This is a genomic window from Variovorax sp. GW821-FHT10D07, from assembly GCF_059415325.1.
Window position 1 is genome coordinate 92,720 of sequence record NZ_JBWKMZ010000014.1, and the last position, 24,495, is coordinate 117,214.

At 67.6% G+C, this 24,495-nt stretch carries 29 protein-coding genes and 3 tRNA genes; 21 read left to right on the top strand and 11 right to left on the bottom strand.

Going from position 1 to position 24,495, the window contains the following annotated elements; all coding sequences use genetic code 11:
- The first annotated feature begins 52 nt into the window (after positions 1–52).
- Complete coding sequence (locus tag AC07PU_RS32445; RefSeq protein ID WP_479670485.1) at positions 53–1,114, top strand: aldo/keto reductase; 1,062 nt, start codon at positions 53–55, stop codon at positions 1,112–1,114.
- A 9-nt stretch (positions 1,115–1,123) separates the two neighbouring features.
- Here AC07PU_RS32445 and AC07PU_RS32450 read toward each other — a convergent pair whose 3' ends face one another.
- From AC07PU_RS32450 to AC07PU_RS32460, 3 genes are read right to left on the bottom strand one after another with little or no spacing between them, the layout of a single operon-like run.
- A complete protein-coding gene (locus AC07PU_RS32450) occupies positions 1,124–1,693 on the bottom strand; it encodes a hypothetical protein (RefSeq protein ID WP_495322419.1) in 570 nt (189 codons plus the stop codon).
- Positions 1,693–1,908, bottom strand: coding sequence for a helix-turn-helix domain-containing protein (locus tag AC07PU_RS32455; protein WP_093340234.1), 216 nt, complete (start codon positions 1,906–1,908; stop codon positions 1,693–1,695). Before AC07PU_RS32455 ends, AC07PU_RS32450 begins: the two co-directional genes overlap by 1 nt.
- Positions 1,909–1,911: 3 nt before the next feature.
- Positions 1,912–2,466 (bottom strand): DUF2975 domain-containing protein, encoded by a 555-nt coding sequence (locus AC07PU_RS32460; RefSeq protein WP_495322420.1) that lies wholly within the window; start codon positions 2,464–2,466, stop codon positions 1,912–1,914.
- A gap of 99 nt (positions 2,467–2,565) precedes the next feature.
- Between AC07PU_RS32460 and AC07PU_RS32465 the strand changes: the two genes are divergently transcribed.
- The 3 genes from AC07PU_RS32465 to AC07PU_RS32475 all read left to right on the top strand — a co-directional run bounded on the left by AC07PU_RS32465 (position 2,566) and on the right by AC07PU_RS32475 (position 4,165).
- Positions 2,566–3,060, top strand: coding sequence for an aminoacyl-tRNA deacylase (locus tag AC07PU_RS32465; RefSeq protein WP_398500789.1), 495 nt, complete (start codon positions 2,566–2,568; stop codon positions 3,058–3,060).
- Positions 3,061–3,163: 103 nt separating this feature from the next.
- Positions 3,164–3,802: a glycerol-3-phosphate 1-O-acyltransferase PlsY gene (gene plsY / locus AC07PU_RS32470; protein ID WP_093340229.1), complete on the top strand. Its 639-nt coding sequence runs from the start codon at positions 3,164–3,166 to the stop codon at positions 3,800–3,802.
- Between the two features lie 9 nt (positions 3,803–3,811).
- A complete protein-coding gene (locus AC07PU_RS32475; RefSeq protein WP_093340227.1) occupies positions 3,812–4,165 on the top strand; it encodes a RidA family protein in 354 nt (117 codons plus the stop codon).
- 13 nt (positions 4,166–4,178) lie between these two features.
- On the opposite strand, the gene AC07PU_RS32480 is transcribed toward AC07PU_RS32475, so the two are convergent.
- Positions 4,179–4,829, bottom strand: a complete 651-nt coding sequence (locus tag AC07PU_RS32480; protein WP_057594895.1) for a retropepsin-like aspartic protease family protein — start codon at positions 4,827–4,829, stop codon at positions 4,179–4,181.
- Positions 4,830–4,839: 10 nt separating this feature from the next.
- Positions 4,840–5,325, bottom strand: coding sequence for a YajQ family cyclic di-GMP-binding protein (locus AC07PU_RS32485; protein ID WP_093340224.1), 486 nt, complete (start codon positions 5,323–5,325; stop codon positions 4,840–4,842).
- Between the two features lie 45 nt (positions 5,326–5,370).
- Between AC07PU_RS32485 and murB the strand changes: the two genes are divergently transcribed.
- Complete coding sequence (gene murB / locus AC07PU_RS32490) at positions 5,371–6,429, top strand: UDP-N-acetylmuramate dehydrogenase (protein WP_208507904.1); 1,059 nt, start codon at positions 5,371–5,373, stop codon at positions 6,427–6,429.
- Positions 6,430–6,454: 25 nt separating this feature from the next.
- Positions 6,455–7,288, top strand: a complete 834-nt coding sequence (locus AC07PU_RS32495; RefSeq protein ID WP_495322422.1) for a glycine-rich domain-containing protein — start codon at positions 6,455–6,457, stop codon at positions 7,286–7,288.
- A gap of 72 nt (positions 7,289–7,360) precedes the next feature.
- On the opposite strand, the gene argG is transcribed toward AC07PU_RS32495, so the two are convergent.
- From argG to AC07PU_RS32515, 4 genes are all read right to left on the bottom strand, one after another.
- Positions 7,361–8,707 carry an argininosuccinate synthase gene (gene argG / locus AC07PU_RS32500; protein WP_093340219.1) on the bottom strand — a complete coding sequence of 449 codons (1,347 nt, stop codon included), beginning with the start codon at positions 8,705–8,707 and terminating at the stop codon, positions 7,361–7,363.
- Between the two features lie 18 nt (positions 8,708–8,725).
- A complete protein-coding gene (gene ppnP / locus AC07PU_RS32505; protein ID WP_093340218.1) occupies positions 8,726–9,049 on the bottom strand; it encodes a pyrimidine/purine nucleoside phosphorylase in 324 nt (107 codons plus the stop codon).
- A gap of 129 nt (positions 9,050–9,178) precedes the next feature.
- Positions 9,179–9,826, bottom strand: a complete 648-nt coding sequence (locus AC07PU_RS32510) for a hypothetical protein (RefSeq protein ID WP_431509940.1) — start codon at positions 9,824–9,826, stop codon at positions 9,179–9,181.
- Between the two features lie 133 nt (positions 9,827–9,959).
- Positions 9,960–10,331, bottom strand: a complete 372-nt coding sequence (locus tag AC07PU_RS32515; protein ID WP_495322423.1) for an ArsC family reductase — start codon at positions 10,329–10,331, stop codon at positions 9,960–9,962.
- A gap of 35 nt (positions 10,332–10,366) precedes the next feature.
- Here AC07PU_RS32515 and folC point away from each other — a divergent pair, with 35 nt between their 5' ends.
- From folC to AC07PU_RS32560, 9 genes are all read left to right on the top strand, one after another.
- The gene (gene folC, locus AC07PU_RS32520; RefSeq protein ID WP_495322528.1) at positions 10,367–11,686 is read left to right on the top strand and encodes a bifunctional tetrahydrofolate synthase/dihydrofolate synthase; all 1,320 of its coding nucleotides are present in this window, start codon (positions 10,367–10,369) and stop codon (positions 11,684–11,686) included.
- Between the two features lie 72 nt (positions 11,687–11,758).
- Positions 11,759–12,661, top strand: coding sequence for an SPOR domain-containing protein (locus AC07PU_RS32525; RefSeq protein ID WP_093340214.1), 903 nt, complete (start codon positions 11,759–11,761; stop codon positions 12,659–12,661).
- Positions 12,662–12,683: 22 nt separating this feature from the next.
- A complete protein-coding gene (locus tag AC07PU_RS32530) occupies positions 12,684–13,169 on the top strand; it encodes a CvpA family protein (RefSeq protein ID WP_093340212.1) in 486 nt (161 codons plus the stop codon).
- A 12-nt stretch (positions 13,170–13,181) separates the two neighbouring features.
- The gene (purF, locus tag AC07PU_RS32535; RefSeq protein WP_208507909.1) at positions 13,182–14,681 is read left to right on the top strand and encodes an amidophosphoribosyltransferase; all 1,500 of its coding nucleotides are present in this window, start codon (positions 13,182–13,184) and stop codon (positions 14,679–14,681) included.
- A 44-nt stretch (positions 14,682–14,725) separates the two neighbouring features.
- On the top strand, positions 14,726–15,943 hold the full coding sequence (locus AC07PU_RS32540; RefSeq protein WP_495322424.1) for an O-succinylhomoserine sulfhydrylase: 1,218 nt from the start codon (positions 14,726–14,728) through the stop codon (positions 15,941–15,943).
- A gap of 11 nt (positions 15,944–15,954) precedes the next feature.
- Positions 15,955–17,346 (top strand): glutamate--tRNA ligase, encoded by a 1,392-nt coding sequence (gene gltX, locus AC07PU_RS32545; protein WP_203202200.1) that lies wholly within the window; start codon positions 15,955–15,957, stop codon positions 17,344–17,346.
- A 72-nt stretch (positions 17,347–17,418) separates the two neighbouring features.
- Positions 17,419–17,494 (top strand) — tRNA-Ala (locus AC07PU_RS32550).
- Between the two features lie 55 nt (positions 17,495–17,549).
- Positions 17,550–17,625, top strand: a tRNA-Glu gene (locus tag AC07PU_RS32555).
- Positions 17,626–17,694: 69 nt separating this feature from the next.
- Positions 17,695–17,771 (top strand) — tRNA-Asp (locus AC07PU_RS32560).
- Between the two features lie 901 nt (positions 17,772–18,672).
- Here AC07PU_RS32560 and AC07PU_RS32565 read toward each other — a convergent pair.
- Positions 18,673–19,569: an AraC family transcriptional regulator gene (locus AC07PU_RS32565; protein WP_495322425.1), complete on the bottom strand. Its 897-nt coding sequence runs from the start codon at positions 19,567–19,569 to the stop codon at positions 18,673–18,675.
- Between the two features lie 99 nt (positions 19,570–19,668).
- Between AC07PU_RS32565 and AC07PU_RS32570 the strand changes: the two genes are divergently transcribed.
- Positions 19,669–20,430 carry an SDR family oxidoreductase gene (locus AC07PU_RS32570; protein ID WP_495322426.1) on the top strand — a complete coding sequence of 254 codons (762 nt, stop codon included), beginning with the start codon at positions 19,669–19,671 and terminating at the stop codon, positions 20,428–20,430.
- A gap of 116 nt (positions 20,431–20,546) precedes the next feature.
- On the top strand, positions 20,547–21,131 hold the full coding sequence (locus AC07PU_RS32575) for a BPSL1445 family SYLF domain-containing lipoprotein (RefSeq protein ID WP_093340203.1): 585 nt from the start codon (positions 20,547–20,549) through the stop codon (positions 21,129–21,131).
- 22 nt (positions 21,132–21,153) lie between these two features.
- Here AC07PU_RS32575 and AC07PU_RS32580 read toward each other — a convergent pair whose 3' ends face one another.
- Positions 21,154–21,990: a plasmid replication/partition related protein gene (locus tag AC07PU_RS32580; RefSeq protein ID WP_495322427.1), complete on the bottom strand. Its 837-nt coding sequence runs from the start codon at positions 21,988–21,990 to the stop codon at positions 21,154–21,156.
- Between the two features lie 418 nt (positions 21,991–22,408).
- On the opposite strand from AC07PU_RS32580, the gene AC07PU_RS32585 reads away from it, so the two are divergent.
- From AC07PU_RS32585 to AC07PU_RS32600, 4 genes are all read left to right on the top strand, one after another.
- The gene (locus AC07PU_RS32585; RefSeq protein WP_495322529.1) at positions 22,409–22,933 is read left to right on the top strand and encodes a sigma-70 family RNA polymerase sigma factor; all 525 of its coding nucleotides are present in this window, start codon (positions 22,409–22,411) and stop codon (positions 22,931–22,933) included.
- A 119-nt stretch (positions 22,934–23,052) separates the two neighbouring features.
- A complete protein-coding gene (locus tag AC07PU_RS32590; RefSeq protein ID WP_495322428.1) occupies positions 23,053–23,307 on the top strand; it encodes a FecR/PupR family sigma factor regulator in 255 nt (84 codons plus the stop codon).
- Positions 23,308–23,484: 177 nt separating this feature from the next.
- Positions 23,485–23,739, top strand: coding sequence for an MbtH family protein (locus AC07PU_RS32595; RefSeq protein WP_495322429.1), 255 nt, complete (start codon positions 23,485–23,487; stop codon positions 23,737–23,739).
- 2 nt (positions 23,740–23,741) lie between these two features.
- Complete coding sequence (locus AC07PU_RS32600) at positions 23,742–24,491, top strand: thioesterase II family protein (protein ID WP_495322430.1); 750 nt, start codon at positions 23,742–23,744, stop codon at positions 24,489–24,491.
- Positions 24,492–24,495 lie beyond the last annotated feature (4 nt).

Below are 24,495 nucleotides of genomic sequence, written 5' to 3' on the forward strand. Positions count from 1 at the left end.
GGTTTGGCACCACCGCCAGCGCGCCGCGGAGCCCGGCGGTACATTTCCGCGCATGCAAAAAATCAGACTCGGTCAGAGCGACCTTCACGTCACGCCCATCTGCCTCGGCACCATGACCTTCGGCGAGCAGGTCGACGAGCCCACGGCCCATGCCATCCTGGCGCGCTCGCTCGAGCGCGGCGTCGACTTCATCGACACGGCCGAGATGTACTCGGTGCCCACGCGCCAGGAGACCTACGGCGCGACCGAGACCATCATCGGCAACTGGTTCGCGGCCAACCCCGGCGCGCGCCGGAAGCTGACGCTGGCGAGCAAGGTCGCGGGCCCGCTGCGCAACACGCCCTGGGTGCGCGAAGGCGTGGGCATGACGGGCGCGGACATCGTGGCCTCGTGCGAGGCGAGCCTCAAGCGGCTGCAGACGGACGTGATCGACCTCTACCAGATCCACTGGCCCGAGCGCCATGTGCCGGCCTTCGGCAACATCTACTACGACCCGGCCAAGGAGGTCTCGCAGACCCCGATCCGCGAACAGCTCGAGGCGCTGGCCGGGCTGGTGAAGGCCGGGAAGATCCGCGCCATCGGCCTGTCGAACGAGACGCCCTATGGCGTGCACGAGTTCGTGCGCCTGGCCGAGGAGCACGGGCTGCCGCGCGTGGCGACGGTGCAGAACGTCTACAACCTCGCGAGCCGCGGCGCCGAGAACGGCCTCGACGAAACCATGCACCGGCTCGGCGTGTCGCTGCTGGCCTATTCGCCGCTGGCCTATGGCCTCTTGACCGGCAAGTACGACCAGAGCGGCATCACCGGCCCGGACGCGCCGCAGGAAGCGCGCATCACGCGCTACGAATCGGTGCGCAAGCTGCGCTGGGGCCGGCCCGACGCGCTCAAGGCCGCGCGCCGCTACAACCAGCTCGCGCGCGACAACGGCCTCACGCCGGTGAAGCTCGCGCTGGCCTTCTGCTACACCAAGTGGCAGGTGGCGAGCACCATCATCGGCGTGCGCACGGTCGAGCAGCTCGACGAGGACATCGATGCCTGGGGCACGACGCTGTCGCCCGAGCTGCTGGCGCAGATCGACGCGATCCGCTGGGAGATCCGCGACCCCGCGGCCTGATCTTCTCGTTCAGCGCGCGCATTCGCCGCGCGCGGCCGCCAGGGCGAGCGCGGGAAGGCTCAGCAGGCCCATGTCGCCGCCCTTGAACTGGCCCTTCATGCAGTCGCCGTGCGCGGCGCCCGACAGGCCCGCGCTCAGGCGGCTGTCGAACGCTGCGCGCGTGCCGGCCGGGTTCAAGTCCTGGTTGGCGCGCTCGGCGAACGAGGGCGCGCGATCGCTGTCGCGCAGGGCGCGGCGCGTGGCTTCGGAATTCAGGATCAGCGGGGCGGGCGGTGCTGCCACTGCAGCGGGCGCTTCGGCCGGGGCGGCGACGGCATCGCGCGATCGCGGTTCGGGCGTTGTCGCGCTGCGTGGGGGCGCAGCCCGCACGCGTGCCGCTGCTGGGGCCGATGCCCTGGGCTCGACCCGCACCGGCGCTTCGCGCGGCTTCGGCAGATCGACCCATGCGATCTCGACGACCCGCTGCACCGGAAACACCGGCCGCGCGTGCGGCCGCGTCGCCACGAGCAGCAACCACAGCACCGCCACATGCGCGGCGACCACGGCCAGCACGAGCGCCGGCAGGAAGAGCCGCCGCATCAGTCGCCCGCGTCGCTCCGCCATTCGAGCAGGTCACCCGGCTGGCACTGCAGCGCCTCGCAGATGCGCTCCAGCGTGTCGAAGCGCACCCCGCGCACCTTGCCGCTCTTGAGCAGCGAGAGGTTCTGCTCGGTGATGCCCACGTGCTCGGCCAGTTCGCGCGAGCGCATCTTGCGCCGCGCCAGCATCACGTCGAGGTTGACGACGATGGGCATCGCTCAGACGAAGCCCGCGTTGTCGTCGGCCAGGCGCCGCGCCTCGACCATGACGCGCGCGATCGCCACCAGCACCGCGCCGAACAGGATGTGCAGGCCGTCGAACCACGAGAAGCTCAGCGCCAGGAAGCGCTGGCCCGGCGGATTGCCCAGGCTCTGCGCCACGGTCATGAGGCCGCGCGCGAGCGGCAACAGCAGCGACAGCAGCAGCACGGCCCAGGCGAAGCGCATCAGCGCGTCTTGCGCGGCGGCGCCGAACACGCGGCCGTGGCGGTATTCGCCGAACAGCCGCCAGATCTGCCGCAGCGCATACAGGCCGCCGCTCACGGGCAGCAGGCTGACCAGCGCGGTGCGCCAGCGCGCGGCCTCGTCGGGCGGCGGGCCGGGCAGGCCGAGGAAGCTCGCGGCGCCGAGGAAGCCGGTCCATTCCCAGCGGTGGGCCAGCAGCAGCAACAGCGGCTGCACGACGAGCAGCGCTGCGCCCGCGAGGGCCAGCGCCTGGACGACGCGGGCATGCCGCGCGAGATGAAGCGAGGGCGAGGCTGGCGTATGCTGCATGGCGCACCCATGTTGGTTGTTAATCGATAAAAGTTTATCGTAAAACAATAAGTTTTTTGCTGAAGCGCTCCTGAAGGGGTGCCGTCCTTACCGTTTGCCATGGCCAAGAAGAACGCCCACGTCTCCGAGACGCCCGCCACCCAATTGCTGCGCGCCCACAAGGTCGCGTTCACCGAGCACCCCTACGAATACATGGAGCACGGCGGCGCCCAGCGCGGCGCCGAGATGCTGGGGCTCGATCCCTTCATGGTGATCAAGACGCTGGTGATGCAGGACCAGGACGCCAAGCCGCTGGTGGTGCTGATGCATGGCAACCGCACGGTGTCGACCAAGAACCTCGCGCGGCAGATCGGCGCCAAGTCGGTCGAGCCCTGCAAGCCCGAGGTGGCGCAGCGCCACAGCGGCTACATGGTGGGCGGCACCTCGCCCTTCGGCACCAAGCGCGAGATGCCGGTGTACGTGGAGGCGACGGTGCTCGCGCTGCCGCGCATCGTGCTCAACGGCGGGCGGCGCGGCTACCTGATCGGCATCGACCCGCAGGTGTGCGTGCAGCTGCTGGGCGCGACGCCGGTGGAGTGCGCGCTGGCAGAATAGCCGGCTCCTGCGATTCGATCGTCGGCGCTGCGCGTCCCGCCCGGGGCGCATCGGCGCGGCGATGCGTCCCCCGAAGAACAACACCGATCCGCGGAGACCCGCCTTGACCTTTCACCTGCCTACCCTGATCGCCATCGTGGCGTCGTACCTGCTCGGCTCGCTGTCCTTCGCCGTCATCGTGAGCAGGGCGCTCGGCATGGCCGACCCGCGCAGCTACGGCAGCAAGAACCCCGGCGCGACCAACGTGCTGCGCTCGGGCAACAAGGGCGCGGCGCTGGCCACGCTGCTGCTCGACGCGATCAAGGGCTGGGTGCCGGTGTTCGTGATCCGCCACTGGGGCGCGCAATGGGGCCTGGACGACGGCGTGGCCGCGGTGGCCGGCGTGGCCGCCTTCCTCGGCCACCTGTACCCGGTGTTCTTCGGCTTCCAGGGCGGCAAGGGCGTGGCGACGGCGGCCGGCGTGCTGGTCGGCATCGCGCCCTGGCTCGGGCTCGCGACCGGCGCCACCTGGCTGATCATCGCGGTGTTCTTCCGCTACTCGTCGCTCTCCTCGCTGGTCGCCGCCTTCTTCGCGCCGGCCTACTACCTGATCGGCGGCGGCATCGCGTGGCCGCTGAGCCGCACGGCGCTGGTCGCCATCATCGTCATGAGCCTGCTGCTGATCTGGCGGCATCGCGAGAACATCCGCCGGCTCGCCGCCGGCACCGAGTCCAAACTGGGCTCCAAAAAGAAAAAGGACTGAAGGATCACCATGGGCACCATCACCCGCTTCCACGTCGGACCGCGTCTTTCCGAGACCGCGGTGCACAACGGCACCATCTACCTCGCGGGCCAGGTGCCCGACGACACCACGCAGGACATCCGCGGCCAGACCCAGCAGGTGCTGGCGATGGTCGACCGGCTGCTGGCCGAGGCCGGCAGCGACAAGTCGCGCATCCTCATGACGCAGATCTTCCTGGCCGACATCGCCGACATCACGGCGATGAACGAGGTCTGGGACGCCTGGATCCCGGCCGGCAACACGCCGCCGCGCGCGACGGTGCAGGCCAAGATGGCCAACGCCGGCTACAAGATCGAGATCGTGGTGACCGCAGCGCAGGCCTGATCGGGCCGCGCTTTCAATAGCGCTTCTCGAGCACCATCTGGTCGGCGTCGCGCCGCATCGAGAAGCGGTTGATGAAGCTGTTGCCCAGCAGCACGAAGGGCATGGACTGCGGCGAGACGATGGCCTCGAGGTCGTAGACCTCGACGTCGCCCACGCGCACCGAGCGCAGCCGCAGCAGATAGCCGGGCGCCACGCCGTTGGCGGTGTTGACCTGCACCGGCCGGCCCTTGCTGTAGTCGAGGCCGATGCGCTGCGCGTCGGCCACCGACATGGCGACCGTGGTCGCGCCGGTGTCGAGCATGAAGGTGACCGGGCGATCGTTGATCAGGCCCTGGGTCATGAAATGGCCGCGGCTGTCGGCCGGCAGCACGATGCGGTTGCCGCTGCCGCCCGAGGGACCGCCGCCGCCGATGCTCACGGGCGTGTCCATGCGCAGCGTGACGCGCTTGCCCTCGGACTCGACCACCGCCTGCTCGGACTGCAGCGAGACCAGCTTCACGCCCTGGAAGCTTTCGCCCACGGCCACCGTCTTGGGCGCGCTGCCGTTGACGATCAGGATCGCGCGGCTGCCGATGGTGCCGGTCAGCATGACCGAGTCGGCGGCCTGGGCCGACGGCGCCGCCACCGCGGCCAGAACGAACGCGGCAACGGCGAATGCCTTCATGGACCGGGGCTCAGTCGCGGAAGTTGTTGAAGGACAGCGGGGTATCCGGCACGTCCTTCTTGATCAGCGCCATGGCGGCCTGCAGGTCGTCGCGCTTGGCGCCGGTGACGCGCACCGCGTCGCCCTGGATCGCGGCCTGCACCTTGATCTTGCTGTCCTTGATCAGGCGCTGGATCTTCTTGGCGATGTCGCCCTCGATGCCGTTCTTGATCTTGATGACCTGCTTGACCTTGTCGCCGCCGATCTTCTGCACGTCGCCCTTGTCGAGGAAACGCACGTCGACGCTGCGCTTGGTGAGCTTGCTGCGCAGGATGTCCTCGACCTGCACGAGCTGGAACTCGGCATCGCCGGTCATGGTGATTTCCTTGTCCTTGAGCTCGACGGCAGCCGCGGTGCCCTTGAAGTCGAAACGGGTGGCGATTTCCTTGGCGGTGTTCTCGACGGCGTTCTTGACCTCGGGCAGATTGGGTTCGCAGACGGTGTCGAAAGACGGCATGGGCTCTCCTCAGATGTCACGGTAGCTGGATGCGACAATTCTCCCATGATCGTGGAGCACAACGTCCCGCTGCAGCCGTACAACAGCTTCGGCATCGTCGCGCGCGCGCAGCACCTGGTGCGCATCGCGAGCGAGGCCGACCTGGCCGCGCTGCATGCCGACACCGAATGGCGCGACGCGCCGCGTTTCGTGCTGGGCGGCGGCAGCAATATCGTGTTGACCGGCGACGTGAAGCCGCTGGTCCTGAAGGTGGAGATCCAGGGCCGCCGGCTGGTCGAGGAGACCTCGCGCGCCTGGATCGTGGAGGCCGGCGCCGGCGAGGTCTGGCACGACACCGTGCAGTGGACGCTGGCGCAGGGCTACCCGGGGCTCGAGAACCTCGCGATGATCCCGGGCACGGTGGGCGGCTCGCCGGTGCAGAACATCGGCGCCTATGGCGTCGAGCTGCAGGACCGCTTCGATTCGCTCGATGCCTTCGATCTGGAAACCGGCCGCAGCTTCACGCTCGACGCGGCGCAATGCGCCTTCGGCTATCGCGATTCGGTGTTCAAGCACGTGCGCGGCGCCGGCGGCGCCAACGATTTCGGCCTGGCGGGCCGCGCGCTGATCACGCGCGTGCGCTTCCGGCTGCCCAAGCCCTGGAAGGCGGTGGCGGGCTACCTCGACCTGGAACGCAGGATGGAGGAAACCGGCAACTTCACGCCCGATGCGAACGACATCTTCGACTGGATCTGCGCCATCCGCCGCGCCAAGCTGCCCGACTGGCGGGTGCTGGGCAACGCGGGCAGCTTCTTCAAGAACCCGACCGTCACGCCCGAGCAGTGCGCCGACATCATCGCGCGCGAGCCGAAGATCGTGCACTACCCGATGGACGACGGCAGCATCAAGCTCGCGGCCGGCTGGCTGATCGACGCCTGCGGCTGGAAGGGCAAGTCGGTGGGCAATGCCGGCGTCTACGAGAAGCAGGCGCTGGTGCTGGTCAACCGCGGCGGCAACGAGAACCCGGTGACCGGCGGCGAGGTGATGACGCTGGCCAAGGCGATCCAGACCAGCGTGTACGAGCGCTTCGGCATCCGGCTGGAGCCCGAGCCGGTGGTGGTCTGACCCGGCATCGTCCCGGCCTGGCCGCATGGATCTCGACTTCCTGCACCTGAACTACCGCCGGCGCATTTCCGCGCTGGTGTGGCTGCGGCGGCTCGTGATCGTGGCGGCGATCGCCGCGCTGGTGTTCTCGCGCGGGCGCTGGTGGAGCGTGGCGCTGGGATTCATCGGCACCGGGCTGCTGGTGGCCGTGATGGGCTGGTTCGAGACCAGCCTGCGCCGGCAGTTCATCCGCGAGGCGCGGCTGCCGCCCTTCCTGGTCCACAAGCTGATCGCGGCCCATCCGCAGCTGAGCCGGCGCGACGCCGAGTTGGTGCTGCGCGGCCTGCGGCAGTTCTTCATGGCGCACCTGCGCAGCGGGCGCAAGTTCGTCGGCATGCCCTCGAAGGTGGCCGACACCGCCTGGCACGAGTTCATCCTCCATACCCAGGGCTACCAGCACTGGTGCCAGGCGGCCTTCGGCGGCCTCTTGCACCACACGCCGGCCGAGGTGCTGGGGCGCGACCCCAAGCGCAACGACGGGCTGCGCCGCAGCTGGTATTGGGCCTGCAAGGAGGAGAGCATCGATCCGCGCAAGCCGGCGCGGCTGCCGCTGCTGTTCGCGCTCGACGTCAAGTTCGGCATCGAGGGTGGCTTCAACTACGTGCCCGACTGCCGCGACATCGATCGGCAGGCCGGCTCCGATGCTCACTGCGGCACGAGCTTCGGCGAAGGCAGCTCGTCGAGCGGTGGCTGTGGCGGCGATGCGGGCGGCTTCGGCGGCAGCGAATCGAGCGGCGGCGATGGCGGCGGCGGGGATTCGGGCGGTGGCGATGGCGGCGGTTGCGGTGGGGGTTGCGGGGGCGGAGGCGGCGGGGACTGAGCGCCCCGTAACGGTGGCACCAAAGAAAAAAGCAGGCGCGAGGCCTGCTTTTTCGTTGGGGCTTGGAAAGGCTTACTCGCCCTTGCCGCTGTCGTCGTTCGTGAGCTTCGGCAGCGCCGCGCCCTGGCTCGAGGCCAGCAGGCCGGTCTTGGTGTAGATGCCGAGCTTCTCGCGCGTGTCGACGATGTCGAGGTTGCGCATCGTCAGCTGGCCGATGCGGTCCAGCGGCGTGAACGCGCCCTCGACCTTTTCCATGCTCAGGCGTTCGGGCTTGTAGGTGAGGTTCGGCGACTCGGTGTTGAGGATCGAGTAGTCGTTGCCGCGGCGCAGCTCGACCGTGACCTCGCCGGTGATCGCGCGCGCCACCCAGCGCTGGGCGGTTTCGCGCAGCATGATGGCCTGCGGGTCGAACCAGCGGCCCTGGTAGAGCAGGCGGCCCAGGCGGCGGCCGTGGTCGCGGTACTGCTCGATGGTGTCCTCGTTGTGGATGCCGGTCACCAGGCGCTCGTAGGCGATGAACAGCAGCGCGAGGCCGGGGGCCTCGTAGATGCCGCGGCTCTTGGCCTCGATGATGCGGTTCTCGATCTGGTCGCTCATGCCCAGGCCGTGGCGCCCGCCGATGCGGTTGGCCTCGAGAATCAGCTCGACCAGGTTGGGGTAGCTCACGCCGTTGAGCGCGACCGGCACGCCTTCCTCGAAGCGCACCGAGACGGTTTCGCGCTTGACCTCGACCTCGTCCTTCCAGAAGGCCACGCCCATGATCGGCTGCACGATCTGGATGCCGCTGTTCAGATGCTCGAGGTCCTTGGCTTCGTGCGTGGCGCCGAGCATGTTGGAGTCGGTCGAGTAGGCCTTCTCGGCCGACATCTTGTAGGCGAAGCCGGCCTGCTGCATGAAGGCCGACATTTCGGCGCGGCCGCCGAGCTCGTCGATGAAGACCTGGTCGAGCCAGGGCTTGTAGATCTTCAGGCTCGGGTTGGTCAGCAGGCCGTAGCGGTAGAAGCGCTCGATGTCGTTGCCCTTGTAGGTGCTGCCGTCGCCCCAGATGTGGACGTCGTCTTCCTTCATGGCCGACACCAGCATCGTGCCGGTGACCGCGCGGCCCAGCGGCGTGGTGTTGAAGTAGGTGACGCCGGCCGTCGTGACGTGGAAGGCGCCGGCCTGCAGCGCGGCCAGGCCTTCGTTGGCGAGCTGCGCGCGGCAGTCGATCAGGCGCGCGTTTTCGGCGCCGTAGAGCATCGCCTTGCGCGGGATCTCGTCATAGTCGGGCTCGTCGGGCTGGCCGAGGTTGGCGGTGTAGGCGTAGGGGATCGCGCCCTTGTTGCGCATCCAGTGCAGCGCCGCGCTGGTATCGAGGCCGCCCGAGAAGGCGATGCCGACCTTCTGGCCGGCGGGAACGTTTTGGAGGATGGTCGACATGCTGGGGCTCCGTGCGGTTCAGCCGAAGTGGCAGATGTAGCTGTAGGGCTCGCCGCTCACGCGGATCTGGAAGCTGGAGTTGCCCGGAACGTCGAACTTCTGGCCGGGGCCGGAGGCGATCCACTCGGTGGTGCCCGCGAGCTGGTATTCGCAGCTGCCGGCGGTGCCTTCCATGATCTCGGGGGCGCCGGTGTTGAAGGTCAGGGTGGACGGCAGGATCACGCCGACCGATTTCTTCGTGCCGTCGGCCAGCGTGAGGCTGTGGCTCACGCACTTGCCGTCGAAGTAGACATTGGCCTTGGTGGCCACAGCGGCGCTGTTCAGGGTGTCGGTAATCGTCATGGAATGGCGCCGGCGCCGGTGGCGTTCGGCTGGTCGAGGACGGCACCGCGCAGGCGGCGCACCCCTCAGGGGTTGGAGAAGTCCTCGATTTTAGGGGCTTGGCCGGCGGCGCCTGGCCGGCCGGCCGCCTCAGCGGTGCCAGCCGTGGTAGCCGCCGCCGCGCCAGCCGCCGTAGCCGCCGCGGTAACCGCCGTAGCCCCGGTAGCCGCCGCCCCAGCCGCGCGAGTAGCCGAGGTTCAGCGAGATGCCGACCGGCGGGTAGACGTAGGGCTGCGGATAGGCATAGGCCGGCTGCACGTAGACCGGCGCCGGATAGACCGCGGCCGGGTAGGCGGGCTGGGCATAGACCGGGGCCGGCTGCGTGCCCGACACCACCACGCCCGGCTCGGGCACGACGTCGTCCCAGGGCGAGCCCGTGGCGTACTGTTGGCCTTGCTGCTGTGGCGGCGGTTGCTGCGCATAGCCGCGGTTGTCGGTTTCGACCGGGTAGGGCGTGAGCTGGTTCTGCGGCGTCACCGGCGCGGTGGTCACGCCGTAGGCGTTGGCCTCGACGGGGATGGTGGCGCCCGGCTGGTAGTCGGTGCGCGTGGTGTAGCGGCGGCCGTTGTACTCGTAGGTGACGTTGTAGCTGGTGCCGGCGCCGTCGCGCACCGGCGTGGCCGAGAGCACGCGCGCCTGCACGGTCTGGCCCGACTGGGCATGGACCAGGCCCGCGCTGGCGGCGAGGACGCCGGCCAGCGAGAGGCCGAGGACGGTACGGATGGTCTGGGTATTCATGTTGGAGACTCCTGCGGATCGGACGCGGTGCACTGCGAGGGGAGCCCGGCTGCGCCCGGTCCGGGTTCGACGCCGACCCGCCAGGCGGGTTCCGGCATTTACACGGCGTTCACAGCACGGTTTTCACAGTCGCTTACAGCGTCTTGGCCCATTGTTCGGCGTCGAAGCCGGCCGTGATGTCGGCCTGGCGCGCCTTTTGGTGCCAGTCCACCACCGGCCGCTTGATCAGGCTGGGATTGGCGAGCAGCACGGCGCGCGCCGAGGCGGCGTCGACCACCGATTCGCGCGTGGCGTCGTCGAGCTTGCGCCAGGTGGTGCCGCGGCGGTTGACCAGCGTTTCCCAGCCCAGCGCGGCCAGCCAGCGGTCGAGCTCGGCCTCGGGCACGCCCTGTTTCTTGAAATCGTGGAAGCCGTAGGCCACGTTGTGGTCGTCGAGCCAGGTGCGGGCGCGCTTGACGGTGTCGCAGTTCGGAATGCCGTACAGAGTGGTCGAAGGGGTTGTCATGGCGCCGATGATGCGCGAGCGGCGGGTGGGCGACAATCCCGGCCTCCATGGAAACCCTGAACGACTGGCTCGAGCGCGCCGAGCGACTGCATCCCAAGAACATCGAGCTCGGACTCGAGCGCGCGCGCGAGATGGCCCAGCGCATGGCGCTGCGCTTCGGCTGCCCCGTGATCACGGTGGCCGGCACCAACGGCAAGGGCTCGACCTGCGCCATGCTGGAGTCGATCCTGATCCACGCAGGCTATCGCACGGCGGTCTTCACCTCGCCCCACCTGGTGCATTTCGAGGAGCGGCTGCGCCTGTCGGGCCAATCCGTTGATGCTTCCAAACTGATAGCAAACTTCGAAGCCGTGGAAAAGGCCCGGGGCGACATGCCGCTGACCTATTTCGAGTTCACGACGCTCGGCATCCTGCGCTGCATGATCGAGGAGAAGCCCGACGTGGCGATCCTCGAGGTCGGCCTGGGCGGCCGGCTCGACGCGGTCAACATCATCGACGCCGACTGCTCGGTGATCACCAGCATCGACCTTGACCACATGGAATTCCTCGGTCCCGACCGCGAGAGCATCGGTTTCGAGAAGGCCGGCATCCTGCGCGCCGGCAAGCCGGCCATCGTGAGCGACCCGATGCCGCCGCAGAGCGTGATCGACCATGCCGAGGCCATCGGCGCCGACCTCTGGCGCTTCGGGCGCGACTTCAACGTCTCCGGCGACAAGCAGCAGTGGGGCTGGAGCGGCCGCGGCCGACGCTACAGCGGGCTGGCCTATCCGGCGCTGCGCGGCGCCAACCAGTTGGTGAATGCGGCCGGCGTGCTGGCGGCGCTCGAGTCGCTGCGCCAGCAGCTGCCGGTGACGGCACAGGCGATCCGCAGCGGCCTCGCGATGGTCGAGCTGCCGGGGCGCTTCCAGATCGTGCCGGGCCAGCCGGTGCTGGTGCTCGACGTGGCGCACAACGCGCATGCCGTGGCCGCGCTGGCAGAGAACCTCGACGCGATGGGCTTCTACCCGACCACCCATGCCGTGTTCGGCGTGATGGCGGACAAGGACCTGGCGCCGATCCTCGCGCGCATCGGGCCGCTGATCGACCGCTGGTACTTCACCGACCTGCCGACCGCGCGCGCCGCCAAGGCGGCCGACCTGCTGGCGACATGGCAGGCCCAGAACACGCGCAAGGACGCCACCGGCGAGGTCTTCGCCGACCCCATGCAGGCGCTCCAGGCGGCCATCGAGCGCTCGGACCCCGCTGATAGAATCGTGGTCTTCGGATCGTTCTTCACCGTGGGCGGCGTGCTCGAGCATGGCACCCCCCGGCTGCAAGCCAAACACCTGTCTTCAACCTTGTCGCCCGGCGGCTGATTCGCAGGTCGATCGCGCCGGATTCCGCAGCTTCCCGCATCACTCGCAGCACTCCTTCAGGGACCGAACTTCATGGCGTTTTTCAAGTTCCGCGCGCGCGGCCCACAAGGCAACGAAGGACGCAGCGCACCGGCTGCGGTGCCGGCGGAAAGTGTCGAATCCATGCGCCGTCGCGCCCGCCACCGCCTGCTGGGCGCCGCGGTGCTGGTGCTGCTGGGCGTGATCGGTTTCCCGCTGCTGTTCGACACCCAGCCGCGCCCGGTGTCGGTCGACATCCCGATCGAGATTCCCGACCGCAACAAGGTCAAGCCGCTGCCGGTGCCCCAGGCGCCCGCGCCGGCCGCCACCAGCGGCAGCGACAACGGCGACACCCGCGTGGCCGCCGCGACGCCGTCGCGTCCCCCGGCCGCATCGAGCGGCGGCATCATCACCGAGACCGCCGACGGCACCGAGATCGATGCCTCGGGCCGGCCGGTCAACAGCGCACAGGCGCCGGCCCCCGCGCCGGCCAAGCCGGCCGAACCCAAGCCCGAGCCGAAACCGGAGCCTAAGCCGGAACACAAGCCCGAAGCCAAACCCGAGCCCAAGCCGAAGCCCGAACCCAAGCCCGAGGCCAAGCCGGAACCGAAGCCCGCGCCCAAGCCCGCCGCGGTCGACGACGGCGCGCGTGCCCGCGCGCTGCTCGAAGGCAAGCCGATCGCCGCCGCGCCGGCCACGCCCAAGCCCGCCGCCGCATCCGACGACAACGGCCGCTTCGTGGTGCAGGTCGGCGCCTTCGCCGATGCCGACAAGGCCCGCGAGGTGCGGCAGAAGCTCGAGAAGGCCGGCCTCAAGACCTATGTGAACGTGGCGAAGACGGCCGACGGCGAACGCACGCGTGTGCGTGTCGGTCCCTTCGGCTCGCGCGCCGAGGCCGACAAGGCCGCCGAGCGGGTGAAGGCCTTGTCTTTGTCGGCCGCGATCCTCACCTTGTAATTCGCCACCGCCTGTAGTTGCCGTGGCCTTGCTCGACTGGATCGCCGTCGCACTCATCGTGGTGTCGATGCTGTTCGGCCTCGTGCGCGGGCTGGTGTTCGAAGTGATTTCGCTGATCGGATGGGTGGTGGCGTTCGTGGTGGCGCAGTGGTTCGCGTCCGATGTGGCGGCCTGGTTGCCGGCCGGCGATCCGCAGGCGTCCTGGCGCTATCCGCTGGCCTTCGTGCTGCTGTTCGTGGCGGTCGCGTTCGGCGTGGGCCTGATGGCCTCGTTGACGCGCAAGCTGATCGCCGCCGTGGGATTGCGTCCGGTCGACCGGATCCTGGGCGGTGCCTTCGGCGCGGCCCGGGGCGCGGTGGCGCTGCTGGTGTTGGCAGTGGTTGTTCATTTGCTGGCGTTGAGCGACAGTGCCTGGTGGCACGAATCGCGCAGCGCCGTTGTTCTCGACGCGGCATTGCAGAGCCTGAAGCCTGCATTGCCCGAAAAATTGGCAAGCTACCTGCCCTGAGAGGATCGCTTCATGTGTGGAATCGTCGGCGTTGTCAGCAACGCACCCGTCAACCAGCTGCTCTATGACGCGCTGCTGCTGCTGCAGCATCGCGGCCAGGATGCCGCCGGCATCGTCACGCTGCAGGAACGCAAGTTCTTCATGCACAAGGCCAAGGGCATGGTGCGCGACGTGTTCCGCACCCGCAACATGCGCGCGCTGCCCGGCAGCGTGGGCCTGGGCCAGGTGCGCTACCCGACCGCCGGCAACGCCTACAGCGAGGAAGAGGCGCAGCCCTTCTACGTCAACGCGCCCTTCGGCATCGTGCTGGTGCACAACGGCAACCTGACGAACGCCCATGCGCTGCGCGCCGAGCTGTTCTCGACCGACCACCGCCACACCAACACCGACAGCGACTCCGAGGTGCTGCTCAACGTGCTCGCCAACGAGCTCGAGCAGTCCTCGCACGGCGTGCCGCTGAACCCGGCCGAGGTCTTCGCCGCGGTGCGCAGCATGCACAAGCGCCTGCGTGGCTCGTACGCCGTGGTGTCGCTGATCGCAGGCCACGGCCTGCTGGCCTTCCGCGATCCCTACGGCATTCGTCCGCTGTGCATCGGCCGCAGCGCCGACGGCACCGTGATGGTGGCCAGCGAATCGGTGGCGCTCGAGGGCTCGGGCCACACCTTCGAACGCAACGTGCTGCCGGGCGAGGCGGTGTTCGTCGACATGCAGGGCCAGCTCCATTCGATGCAGTGCGCCGAGGCGCCCACGCTCAATCCCTGCATTTTCGAGTTCGTGTATCTCGCGCGTCCCGACTCGGTGCTCGACGGCATCTCGGTCTACCAGGCGCGCCTGAACCTCGGCGAGACGCTGGCCAAGCGCGTGGTCTCGACCGTGCCGCCGAACCAGATCGACGTGATCATCCCGATCCCCGAATCGAGCCGCCCGAGCGCGACGCAACTCGCGCACCTGCTGGGCATTCCGTACCGCGAGGGCTTCGTCAAGAACCGCTACGTGGGCCGCACCTTCATCATGCCGGGCCAGGGCGTGCGCAAGAAGTCGGTGCGCCAGAAGCTCAACGTGATCGCGAGCGAGTTCAAGGGCCGCAACGTGCTGCTGGTCGACGACTCGATCGTGCGCGGCACCACCAGCCGCGAGATCGTGCAGATGGCGCGCGACGCCGGCGCGCGCAAGGTCTACCTCGCGAGCGCCGCGCCGCCGGTGCGCTATCCCAACGTCTACGGCATCGACATGCCGACCAAGGACGAGCTGGTGGCGCACGACCGCACCGTGGAAGAGATCCGCGAGCTGATCGGCTGCGACGCGCTGATCTACCAGGACGTCGACGCGATGAAGCGCGCCATCGGCTCGCTCAACGGCAAGCTCGACGGCTTCGATGCCTCGTGCTTCGACGGCGTCTATGTCACCGGCGACATCGACACCGAAGCCATCTCGCGCATGAACGGCAACCGCCCGCGCATCGAGGAGACCGAAGAGGATTCCTCGCGCCTCGCGCTGCCCAACCTGAGCTGATCTTCTTCCGACATTCCTCGTTGGCCTCGCGCCCGAAAGTTTCCGTGACCGATCGACCCCTGCCTCCCGGCCTGCACCGCGACACGCTGGCCCTGCGCACCGCGCTCGAACGCAGCGTGCATGGCGAGCACTCCGAAGCGCTCTACCTCACCAGCGGCTTCGTGCAGCCCGACGCCGAGACCTCGGCCCGCCGCTTCGCCGGCACCGAGGAAGGCTTCACCTACGCGCGCACCTCGAACCCCACCGTCAGCAGCTTCGAGCGCCGGCTCGCCGCGATGGAAGGCACCGAGGCCGCGATCGCCGCCTCCAGCGGCATGGGTGCGATCCTCATGATGTGCATGGGCCTGCTCAAGGCCGGCGACCACGTCGTGTGCTCGCGTTCGATGTTCGGCTCGACCATCAACCTGATCGGGCGCGAGTTCGGCAAGTTCGGTGTCGAGACCACCTTCGTTTCGCAGACCGACGTGGCCGAGTGGCGCGCCGCGGTGCGTCCCACCACCAAGCTGCTGTTCGCGGAGACGCCGACCAACCCGCTGACCGAGGTCTGCGACATCCGCGCACTGGCCGACGTGGCGCACGAGGCGGGCGCGCTGCTCGCGGTCGACAACTGCTTCTGCTCGCCCGCGCTGCAGCGGCCTGCCGAACTCGGCGCCGACCTGATCATCCATTCGGGCACCAAGCACCTCGACGGCCAGGGCCGCGTGATGGCGGGCGCGATCTGCGGTCCCTCGAAGCTGATCGTCGACGTGTTCGGCCCGGTGGTGCGCACCGCGGGCATGGTGCTGTCGCCGTTCAATGCCTGGGTCGTGCTCAAGGGGCTCGAGACGCTCAACGTGCGCATGCAGGCCCACTGCGCAAACGCGCTGGCCGTTGCGCAATGGCTCGAGGCCCAGCCGGGCATCGAGCGCGTGTACTACCCGGGGCTCGCCTCGCATCCGCAGCATGAACTGGCGATGCGGCAACAGGCGGGGCAGGGCGGGGCGGTCGTGTCCTTCATCGTGAAGGGCGGTGATCCAGAGGCCGCGCGCGCCAACGCCTTCCACGTCATCAACAGCACCGAGGTCGTGAGCATCGCCACCAACCTCGGCGACGTGAAGACCATCATCTCGCACCCGGCCACCACCTCGCACGGACGCCTGTCCGAAGCGCAGCGCCAGGCGGCCGGCATCGGCCAGGGCCTGATCCGCCTTGCGGTCGGCCTCGAGCACGTCGAAGACATCAAGGCCGACCTGTCGCGCGGCCTTTCCACCCTGAATTTCTGAATCCCGCCTCCATGACCGGCAAAGTCCGCACCCGCATCGCTCCATCCCCCACCGGCTTCCTGCACCTGGGCACCGCGCGCACCGCGCTCTATTCGTGGGCCTATGCGCGCCACCATGGCGGCGAGTTCGTGCTGCGCATCGAGGACACCGACGTCGCGCGCTCCACGCAGGATTCGACCGACCAGATCCTCGCGTCGATGCACTGGCTCGGCCTCGACTACGACGAAGGCCCGATCTACCAGATGCAGCGCCTCGAGCGCTACCGCGCCGTGATCGCGCAGATGCTCGAAGCCGGCACGGCCTACCACTGCTACGCCACCCCCGCCGAGCTCGACGAGATGCGCGAGGCCCAGAAGGCGCGCGGCGAGAAGACCCTGTACGACCGCCGCTGGCGCCCCGAGCCCGGCAAGGTGCTGCCGCCCGTGCCCGAGGGCGTGCCGCCGGTGGTGCGCTTCTGCAACCCGCCCGAGGGCGACGTGACCTGGAACGACCTCGTCAAGGGCGAGATCACCATCAACAACCGCGAGATCGACGACCTGATCATCCTGCGGCCCGACGGTGTGCCCACCTACAACTTCGCCGTGGTGGTCGACGACTGGGACATGAACATCACGCACGTGTTCCGCGGCGACGAGCACATCAACAACACGCCGTGGCAGATCAACATCTTCCACGCGCTCGGCGCACCGCTGCCGCAGTTCGGCCATGTGCCCGTGATCCTCGGCGACGACGGCCAGAAGCTCTCGAAGCGCCGCGGCGCCGTGAGCGTGACCGCCTACGAAGACAACGGCTACCTGCCCGAGGCGATGCTCAACTACCTCGCGCGCCTCGGCTGGAGCCACGGCGACGACGAGCTGTTCACGCGCGAACAGATGGTGAGCTGGTTCGACGGTTCGCACCTGTCGAAGAGCCCCGCGCAATGGGACGCGGCCAAGCTCGCATGGGTCAACGCGCAGTACATCAAGGCCAAGCCCGATGACGCGCTCGCGCCGCTGGTGGCCGCGCAACTGAAGAAGCGCGGTATCGAGGCCGACGATCGGCTCGTCGCGATCTGCGCGCTGTTCAAGGACCGCTGCGAGACCACGGTCGCGCTGGCTGATTGGGCCGCGGCCTTCTATGCAGACGTCCACGCGAGCGACGCGGATCGTGCGCAGCACATCACCGATGCGGTGAAGCCAGCGGTGGCTACGCTTGCGGATAAACTCTCCACCCTTCCGACGTGGGACAAGGCGACGATCGCCGCGGCCATCAAGGAAACCCTGGCTGCGCATTCGCTCAAGATGCCTGCTCTGGCGATGCCGGTGCGTGTTCTCGTGATGGGAACCCCACAGACGCCATCGCTCGATGCGGTCCTCGCGATTTTTTCTAAAGAAAAAATCATCGAGCGTTTGAAAGTGGCCTAAAAACCGGTCTATAATTTGAGGCTCGACACCGACACAAGGTGATTCTGAAAAGAAGCACTGGAATGTCAAAGAGGGGGTATAGCTCAGCTGGGAGAGCGCTTGCATGGCATGCAAGAGGTCATCGGTTCGATCCCGTTTACCTCCACCATCAAAAGTGTCGAGAAGAGAAGAAGTGCTGATCGCAGCACGGTTCCTAAGGTTTTGACCCTATCGTCTAGAGGCCTAGGACACCACCCTTTCACGGTGGCTACCGGGGTTCGAATCCCCGTAGGGTCGCCAGTTTCATGCAAGTGAAGCAGGCACGAGTCGTCAACACTCGGCTCCGCAAGGAGTGAACGTTGTCTACCAGGAGTGGTAGTTCAGTTGGTTAGAATACCGGCCTGTCACGCCGGGGGTCGCGGGTTCGAGTCCCGTCCACTCCGCCATACAAAGCAACGGGCTACGCGAGCGATCGCGTAGCCCGTTTGTCTTTTTGGAGATCCGAGCCGAACCCTCATGGATTTGGTTGGCATCGTCGACCTAGCTCCGGTGGGAGTGGAGCGGCTCTTGGCGAGCTGGGGCGCTTCGCTGACGTTGCCCACATTGCCGGCACCACCTGCGAGCGAGTCGGTGACGCGTTGTCGGCGCGCCAGCCGCAGTCTTCGATCGCGACTCGTCCTCAACCGGGCTTGGGGCGGCGGTGGGAGTTCTTGAGCGATCGGGACGCGAACTCGACTTTGGCTCGAGTGACATCGTCCTCGGCGTGCAACTGCAGCTTCTTGCAGTTTGCGCATTGGTACAACCGCAGCCAAGGGAGAAGTCGCATCCATGGTCGGCGTTCGACGCGGTAGAGATGGTCGACGGTGCAATCACAGGCCTGAAAAACAGACATAGCCAAACAATTAGTGCGAAAGTTGCACTCATTATTTGCTTGTAATCGTGACAAATTTCACCGTTTTCCGTGGGGAGTTGTGAGGTGACCCACAGCTAGCTCAAGGTTCGTGGGGGCTCCAGGAACGCGGGCCAATTGGCCGGCTCCGTTGCTCGGGGCTGCAGCAGCGGCGCCACGTCCTCGCAACGTCCAGGGCTCAGTTGCTCTCGCCACAACTGCGCGACGCCCCCAAACGAACAAAGCCCGCACAAGGCGGGCTTTGAAAATATGGTCGTGAACTCTTACGCGGTCCACGCTACGGCAAAGATTCCCTTGCGGAAGTCATTGTTGTTTTTCTCGTCGTAGTGACTTCGACGCGCTGGTGTGAGATTCAGCTTGCCTGGCCAGGCAACGCTCGGACGTTCCGAGCGAAGGTGCATTGTAGCAGGCCCGTGCATGCGGTCCGCGAGCAAGGATCACGCACGTCGTGCGTAGCGTCCCGGCGGTAGCCCCACATGCCTGCTGAATGCGGTGCTGAAGGTGCTCGCCGAGCTGTAGCCCACGCGTTCGGCGACCTCGGCGATCGCGACGTCTTGATGCTTGAGCAGGTTCTTCGCGAGCGCCATGCGCCAGGCCAGCAGATATTCCATCGGCGGCAGTCCGACGGCACGCGTGAAGCGATCGAAGAAGGCCGAGCGCGACAGTGCGGCCTTCTGTGCGAGCTGGATCACGGTCCACGGCCGCGCGGGATCCGCGTGCAGTTGGCGCATCGCGAGCGCTAGCCGCGCATCGGCCAGTCCGCGCAACAGGCCGGGGGGCGCATCCTCGCCGGACGACGAACGCAGCGCCTCGACGAGCAGCACTTCCACCAGGCGCGTGAGCACGAGCTCGCGCCCGGAGCGCTCCTCGCTCGATTCCTCGCCGACCAGCCGCACCAGCACCGAGAGCCGATCGACGCCGCGTACGTGCACCAGCGTCGGCAGCAGCGAGACCAGCAAGGCCGCATCGGGCGAATCGAAAACGAAATAGCCGCCAAGCAGCCGCACGTCGGGCGGACCATCGCGCGTGCCGTGGCGAACCTCGCCTTCAGGTGCGGGCGCGAGCTTGGGATCGATGTGAACGGGGGCGGCGGCCTCGAAGCTCGACAGCGTGAAGCCCGGCGTCGCCGGCATGAGCACGAAGTCGCCCGCTTCGAGGGCGATGGCTTCCTCGCCCTCGACCGCGAGGCGGCAACTCCCGCTGATCACCGCGCAAAAGCTGGGCTGGCCGAAATCGGAATAGCGGACGGTCCAGCGACCGGCGCCGCTGATGCCCTTCGAGAACACGGCGCGCGGATTGAGCAACGCGATGACCTCGGAGAGCGGATCGTTCATGGCTGGACGCTCGCAAATGAATCGTGGACTTTTCATTGTAGATGGTCCGGTTTTCTCTGGATATCGTTCGCTCCCATGTCAACCACTCAGCAAGCACCCATGAAAACCGTCCTCATCACCGGCTGTTCGTCCGGCTACGGCCTCGAGACCGCGCGCCATTTCCTCTCGCAGGGCTGGCGCGTGATCGCCACCATGCGTACGCCGCGCGAAGACCTGTTGCCGCGCGACGAGCGGCTGCGCATCGTGGCCCTCGACGTCACCGATCCGCAGAGCATCGCCGCCGCACTCGAGGCGAGCGGACCCATCGACGTGCTCGTCAACAACGCAGGCATCGGACTGCTCGGTGCCTTCGAGGCGACGCCGATAAGCACCACGCGTGAAGTCTTCGAGACCAACACCTTCGGCGTGATGGCGATGACGCAGGCGGTGCTGCCGCAGTTCCGCGCGCGCCGTGCCGGCGTGGTGGTGAACGTGACCTCGAGCGCCACGCTGGCACCGATGCCGCTGGTCGCGGTCTACACGGCCAGCAAGACGGCCATCGAAGGATTCACCGATTCACTGGCGCACGAGCTCGCAGCCTTCGACGTGCGTGTGAAGCTGGTCCAGCCAGGCTATGCGCCGAGCACGAACTTCACGAGCAACGGCCAGTCGCGCATGGCGGGCTTGATTCCGCCCGCCTACGGGGCCTATGCGCAGCAGGTCTTCGCGTCTTTCGCGGGCATCTCGGCAGTGACCACGGCATCCGACGTGGCCGAGACCGTGTGGCGTGCCGCGCACGACGAGTCGGGGCAACTGCGCTTCCCCGCGGGCGCCGACGCGGTGGCGCTGGCCCGCTCGAACGCGCCTTCTGCATCGGCTTGAGTTGGCGTAGGCGGTCTTCCACAGCGTGCGATGGGGCGATGTGCGCGCCGTAGCATGGCCAGGCCCGCATCGTCGCGGGCGCGGTTTGCGTCATGTTTTCAGCAAAGGAGTTCGCCATGCCCATCTCTTCGCTTCGTACGGTGGCCGTCGTCTGTGCAGTGGCTGCGAGCAGCATCGCCTTCGTCGGTTGCACGACCACGCGTCCCGACAACCAGGCCAGCAGTTCGTCCTCGCGTGCGTCGATCGATGCGCAGGTCGATGCATCGCTGTCCAAGCTCTACGACTCGGTGCGCGGTTCGCGCGAGCTCGTCGCCAAGTCGAGCGGCGTGCTGGTGTTCCCGGCGGTGGTCGGCGCGAGCATGGGCGTGGGTGCGGAATACGGCCGCGGCGCATTGCGCGTGAACGGCCGCACTCAGTCCTACTACAGCACCACCTCGGGGTCGATCGGCTTCCAGGCGGGCGCGCAGTCGAAGGCCGTGATCTACCTGTTCACCACGCAGGCCGCGCTCGACAAGTTCCGCAGCAGCAAGGGATGGACGGCCGGTGCCGATGCCACGGTGGCCGTCGCGACCATCGGTGCCAATGGCAGCATCGACACCAACACGATCCGTCAGCCCGTGGTGGGCTTCGTGCTGACGAACGTGGGGCTCGAGGCGGGCGTCTCGGTGCAGGGCGCGAAGGTGACCGAGATCGCGCTCTGACGCGAAGCCGGCCGCCGCGCGCTCAGGCGGCGGCCAATTGCAGCTGCAGCGTGGCGATCTGCTCGCGCAGCGCCTTGTTCTCGGTTTCGAGCGCCGCCACGCGCTGCTTCAACGCCTGAACCTGCTCGGAATCGGGCGCCTCGAAAGGCGATTCACTGTCGGACGAGGCTTCGGCATCGTCCTCGCGCGGCTTGCGCTTGGCTTCGCGCGCACGCTTGGCCGCGAGCTTCAGTTCGTCCTTGCCCGCATTCGCGGCAGCCACCTGCTCCTCGGCGGGCAGGCTCGCCACGGCAGCGGCGGCGTTGATCGAGATGGTGCCCGACTTCACCGCGGCCACCACTTCGGGCGCGGCCTGCTTCTGGATCTTCTCGATCATCTGCACCTGGGTGCTGCTGATGCGCGCGGCCTTGGCGATGGCCTCGCGGCTGTTGAGCGGCGCGGGCGGCGGCACGCTTGCATCGTCGCTGCTCGCGGCCGAACTCGTGGGCGCATCGGCATCCGCGGTGGCGGACGATGCGCTCGCCGTGCGCGCGCGCCGCTCCGTCACGATGTCTTTCTTGCGCAGCGCGAGCACGCCGCGCACGAAGTCCGAGATGCTGCGCCGGCCCAGGTGCTGGTCGATCATCCACAGGTGCACGTCCTCGATCGACTGGAAGCGCGTGTTCTGCACGGTCTGGAACGGCAGGCCGTGCTTCTGGCAGATCGCATAGCGGTTGTGGCCGTCGACGAGAACGTCGCCCCACAGCACCAGCGCATCGCGGCAGCCTTCGGTCAGGATGCTGCGCTCAAGGGCTTCGTGCTCTTCGGGCGTGAGGGGATCGATATAGGCTTTGAGTTCTTCGTTGACGACGATGTTCATGGAGGCGCGATCGGACTGAGGGGCGGAATTCTAGAGGGCCGCCGATGTCGCGCGTTTGGCAACGAGAGTCGCCTCCATGCAATGAAGCAACGCGTCGAATCATCGACGTGCGCAATGGCCGACATGCAATCGCTGACGCATGTCTGTCAAACAATCTGAGCTATCATCGCCCGCCACCGCGCAAGCCAATGCGGGCCTGATGTTCCTTTCGCGGAACATCGTTTCGATCCCGCTGCAACGTCAGTTCCCCCCAAGTTTTTTCGTCCTGATTCCTCGCCCGAACGCGAGTTCAGAGGTGCCCGGAAACATGGTTATAGATAGGAATGATTCGTATTCTTCTTTGGATTACCAAAGTAGTAATCAGCGATCTGCAGGATTTGCGCCGCCCATTTCGTCCCGCTCATCAGAGGTGTTGCACATGCCATCGCATTTGTCCGAGCCCTCGCTCGGAGAAGTCTTCATCGCCCATCGAGCGCAGTTGTGGCGCGTGGCCCGCAAGATCGTCAATACCTCCGATCTGGCGGACGACGTGGTGCAGGATGCCTATCTGAAGATCGTCGACGGCGCTTCGGAGCGACTGGCCGACAAGCCCATCGGCTATTGCTGCCAGGTGGTGCGCAACATGGCGCTCGACTACTGCCGGCGCCATCGCGTCGAAGCGAACTACCGCACCTTCGACGTGGATGTGGAAGTGCTCGAGATCCCGAACGTCGAGACGCCCGATCGCCGCATGCGCGAGCGCCAAGTCATCCATGCGATCGATCGCGCGCTCGCCGAACTGCCGCCGCGCACGCGCCTGGTCTTCGAGCTCTATCGCCTCGAGGGGCTCACGCAACGCGAGATCGCGGCGCGGCTCGGCTGCGCGCTGGGCCTCGTCAACGGGTTGATCGCCGACGCCGCGGCCGCCATCAAGGGCTGCGCCCACCTGCTTGACGCCGACTGACGGCGCGCTGACCGCCCATGCCGGGGGGTATCGGTGCGGTTTGGTATGGTTCGTGCCTGCTGCGATGGCAGTGCGGCGCCGTGAGGCGCCGGCAAGAACAACGCGAACCACCCTCTGGCATGACTCAAGACAAGAACGATCCCGTCTGGAATGCCGCGTGGACGTGGGTGCAGCGGGAATACGACCGCGACACCTTCGACGCCGCGGCGCGGGACGAGATGACGACATGGCTGGCCGCCGATCCGGCCCACCGGCGCGCCTACGACAAGGCGGCCCGCCTCTGGTTGCTGGCCGGCATCGTGCCGCCGGTCAACGACATCGGCAGCGACGACATTCCTCACGACGACACCGGCAACGAGCCCGGCAAGCACTGACGTACCTTCGCGCGGCGGCCGCATCGCCGCCGTGCACGCATCCGGGGCTTTCGACCCCGTGCGAAATGAACAGATGACCCGCTGAAGCGTCCTGTTGAGCAGGAGCGTCCTTCAGAGCGATGGCCGCATGGGCCGGTCGCCGGCGTTCCTCCTGTTCAACCGCACAAGGATGCCTCGATGTCTACCAGCTGTTTCGACCGCGACGACGAAACCTTCATCGTCCTGGTCAACCAAGAAGACCAATACTCCATCTGGCCGCACTGGAAAGCCGTGCCGGGCGGATGGACCGCCGTCGAAGGCGTCAAGGGCGACAAGAAGACCGTGCTGGCCTACGTCGAGCAGACGTGGACCGACATGCGTCCCCGTTCGCTGCGCGAATGGATGGCCGCGCAGGAAGGCCGGTCCGCGGCCGCCGAAGGCGCGATCGGCTGAGCGTGGCCGCGCCGGAGCTTGCGCTGCTGTGCCTGCCTTGTGCCGGTGCGAGTGCCACCATGTACCTGCGTTGGCGTCGTCTGGTGCCGCAATGGGTGCGGATCGTGCCCGTGGAACTGCCGGGCCGCGGCGCGCGCATGGGCGAGGCGTTCATCGAGGACTTCGATGCGCTCGTGGCTCGGCTCTGCACCGAGCAGGCCGCGGCGATGCAGGGGCGCTTCGCGCTCTTCGGCCACAGCATGGGTGCGCTGCTGGCCTATGGCATCGCGCGCCGCCTGCATGCCGAGCGACACGCGCTGCCGCTCGCGCTGCTGGTGTCCGGCAGCGCCGCGCCTTCGTGCCGCGATACCGAGCGCTTCAAGGACAAGAACGATGACCAGGCGCTGATCGCCGATCTGCGCAAGCAGGGAGGCACGCCCGAAGAGGTCTTCGCCAGCGAGGAGCTCATGCGCATCACCCTCGATGTGCTGGCCGCCGACTACCGCGTCTGCGAAAGCTTCCGCCATCTCGAGCAAGCGCCGCTGCCGCTGCCGATCCACGCCTTCGCGGGCCGCGACGATGACATTGCCGCGCCCCGTGTCGAGGCCTGGTCGCAACAGGCCGCCGCGGGCTGCACGCTCGACTGGTTCGACGGCGGCCATTTCTTTCTGCGGCACGGCGAAGGCGAATTCCTGAATGTGTTGCTGCGGCGGCTGTACCGGCACGGGCCGGTCGTGTCGAGCGGCGGCCGCGTGGCCTCTTCGGTGGCCTGACGAT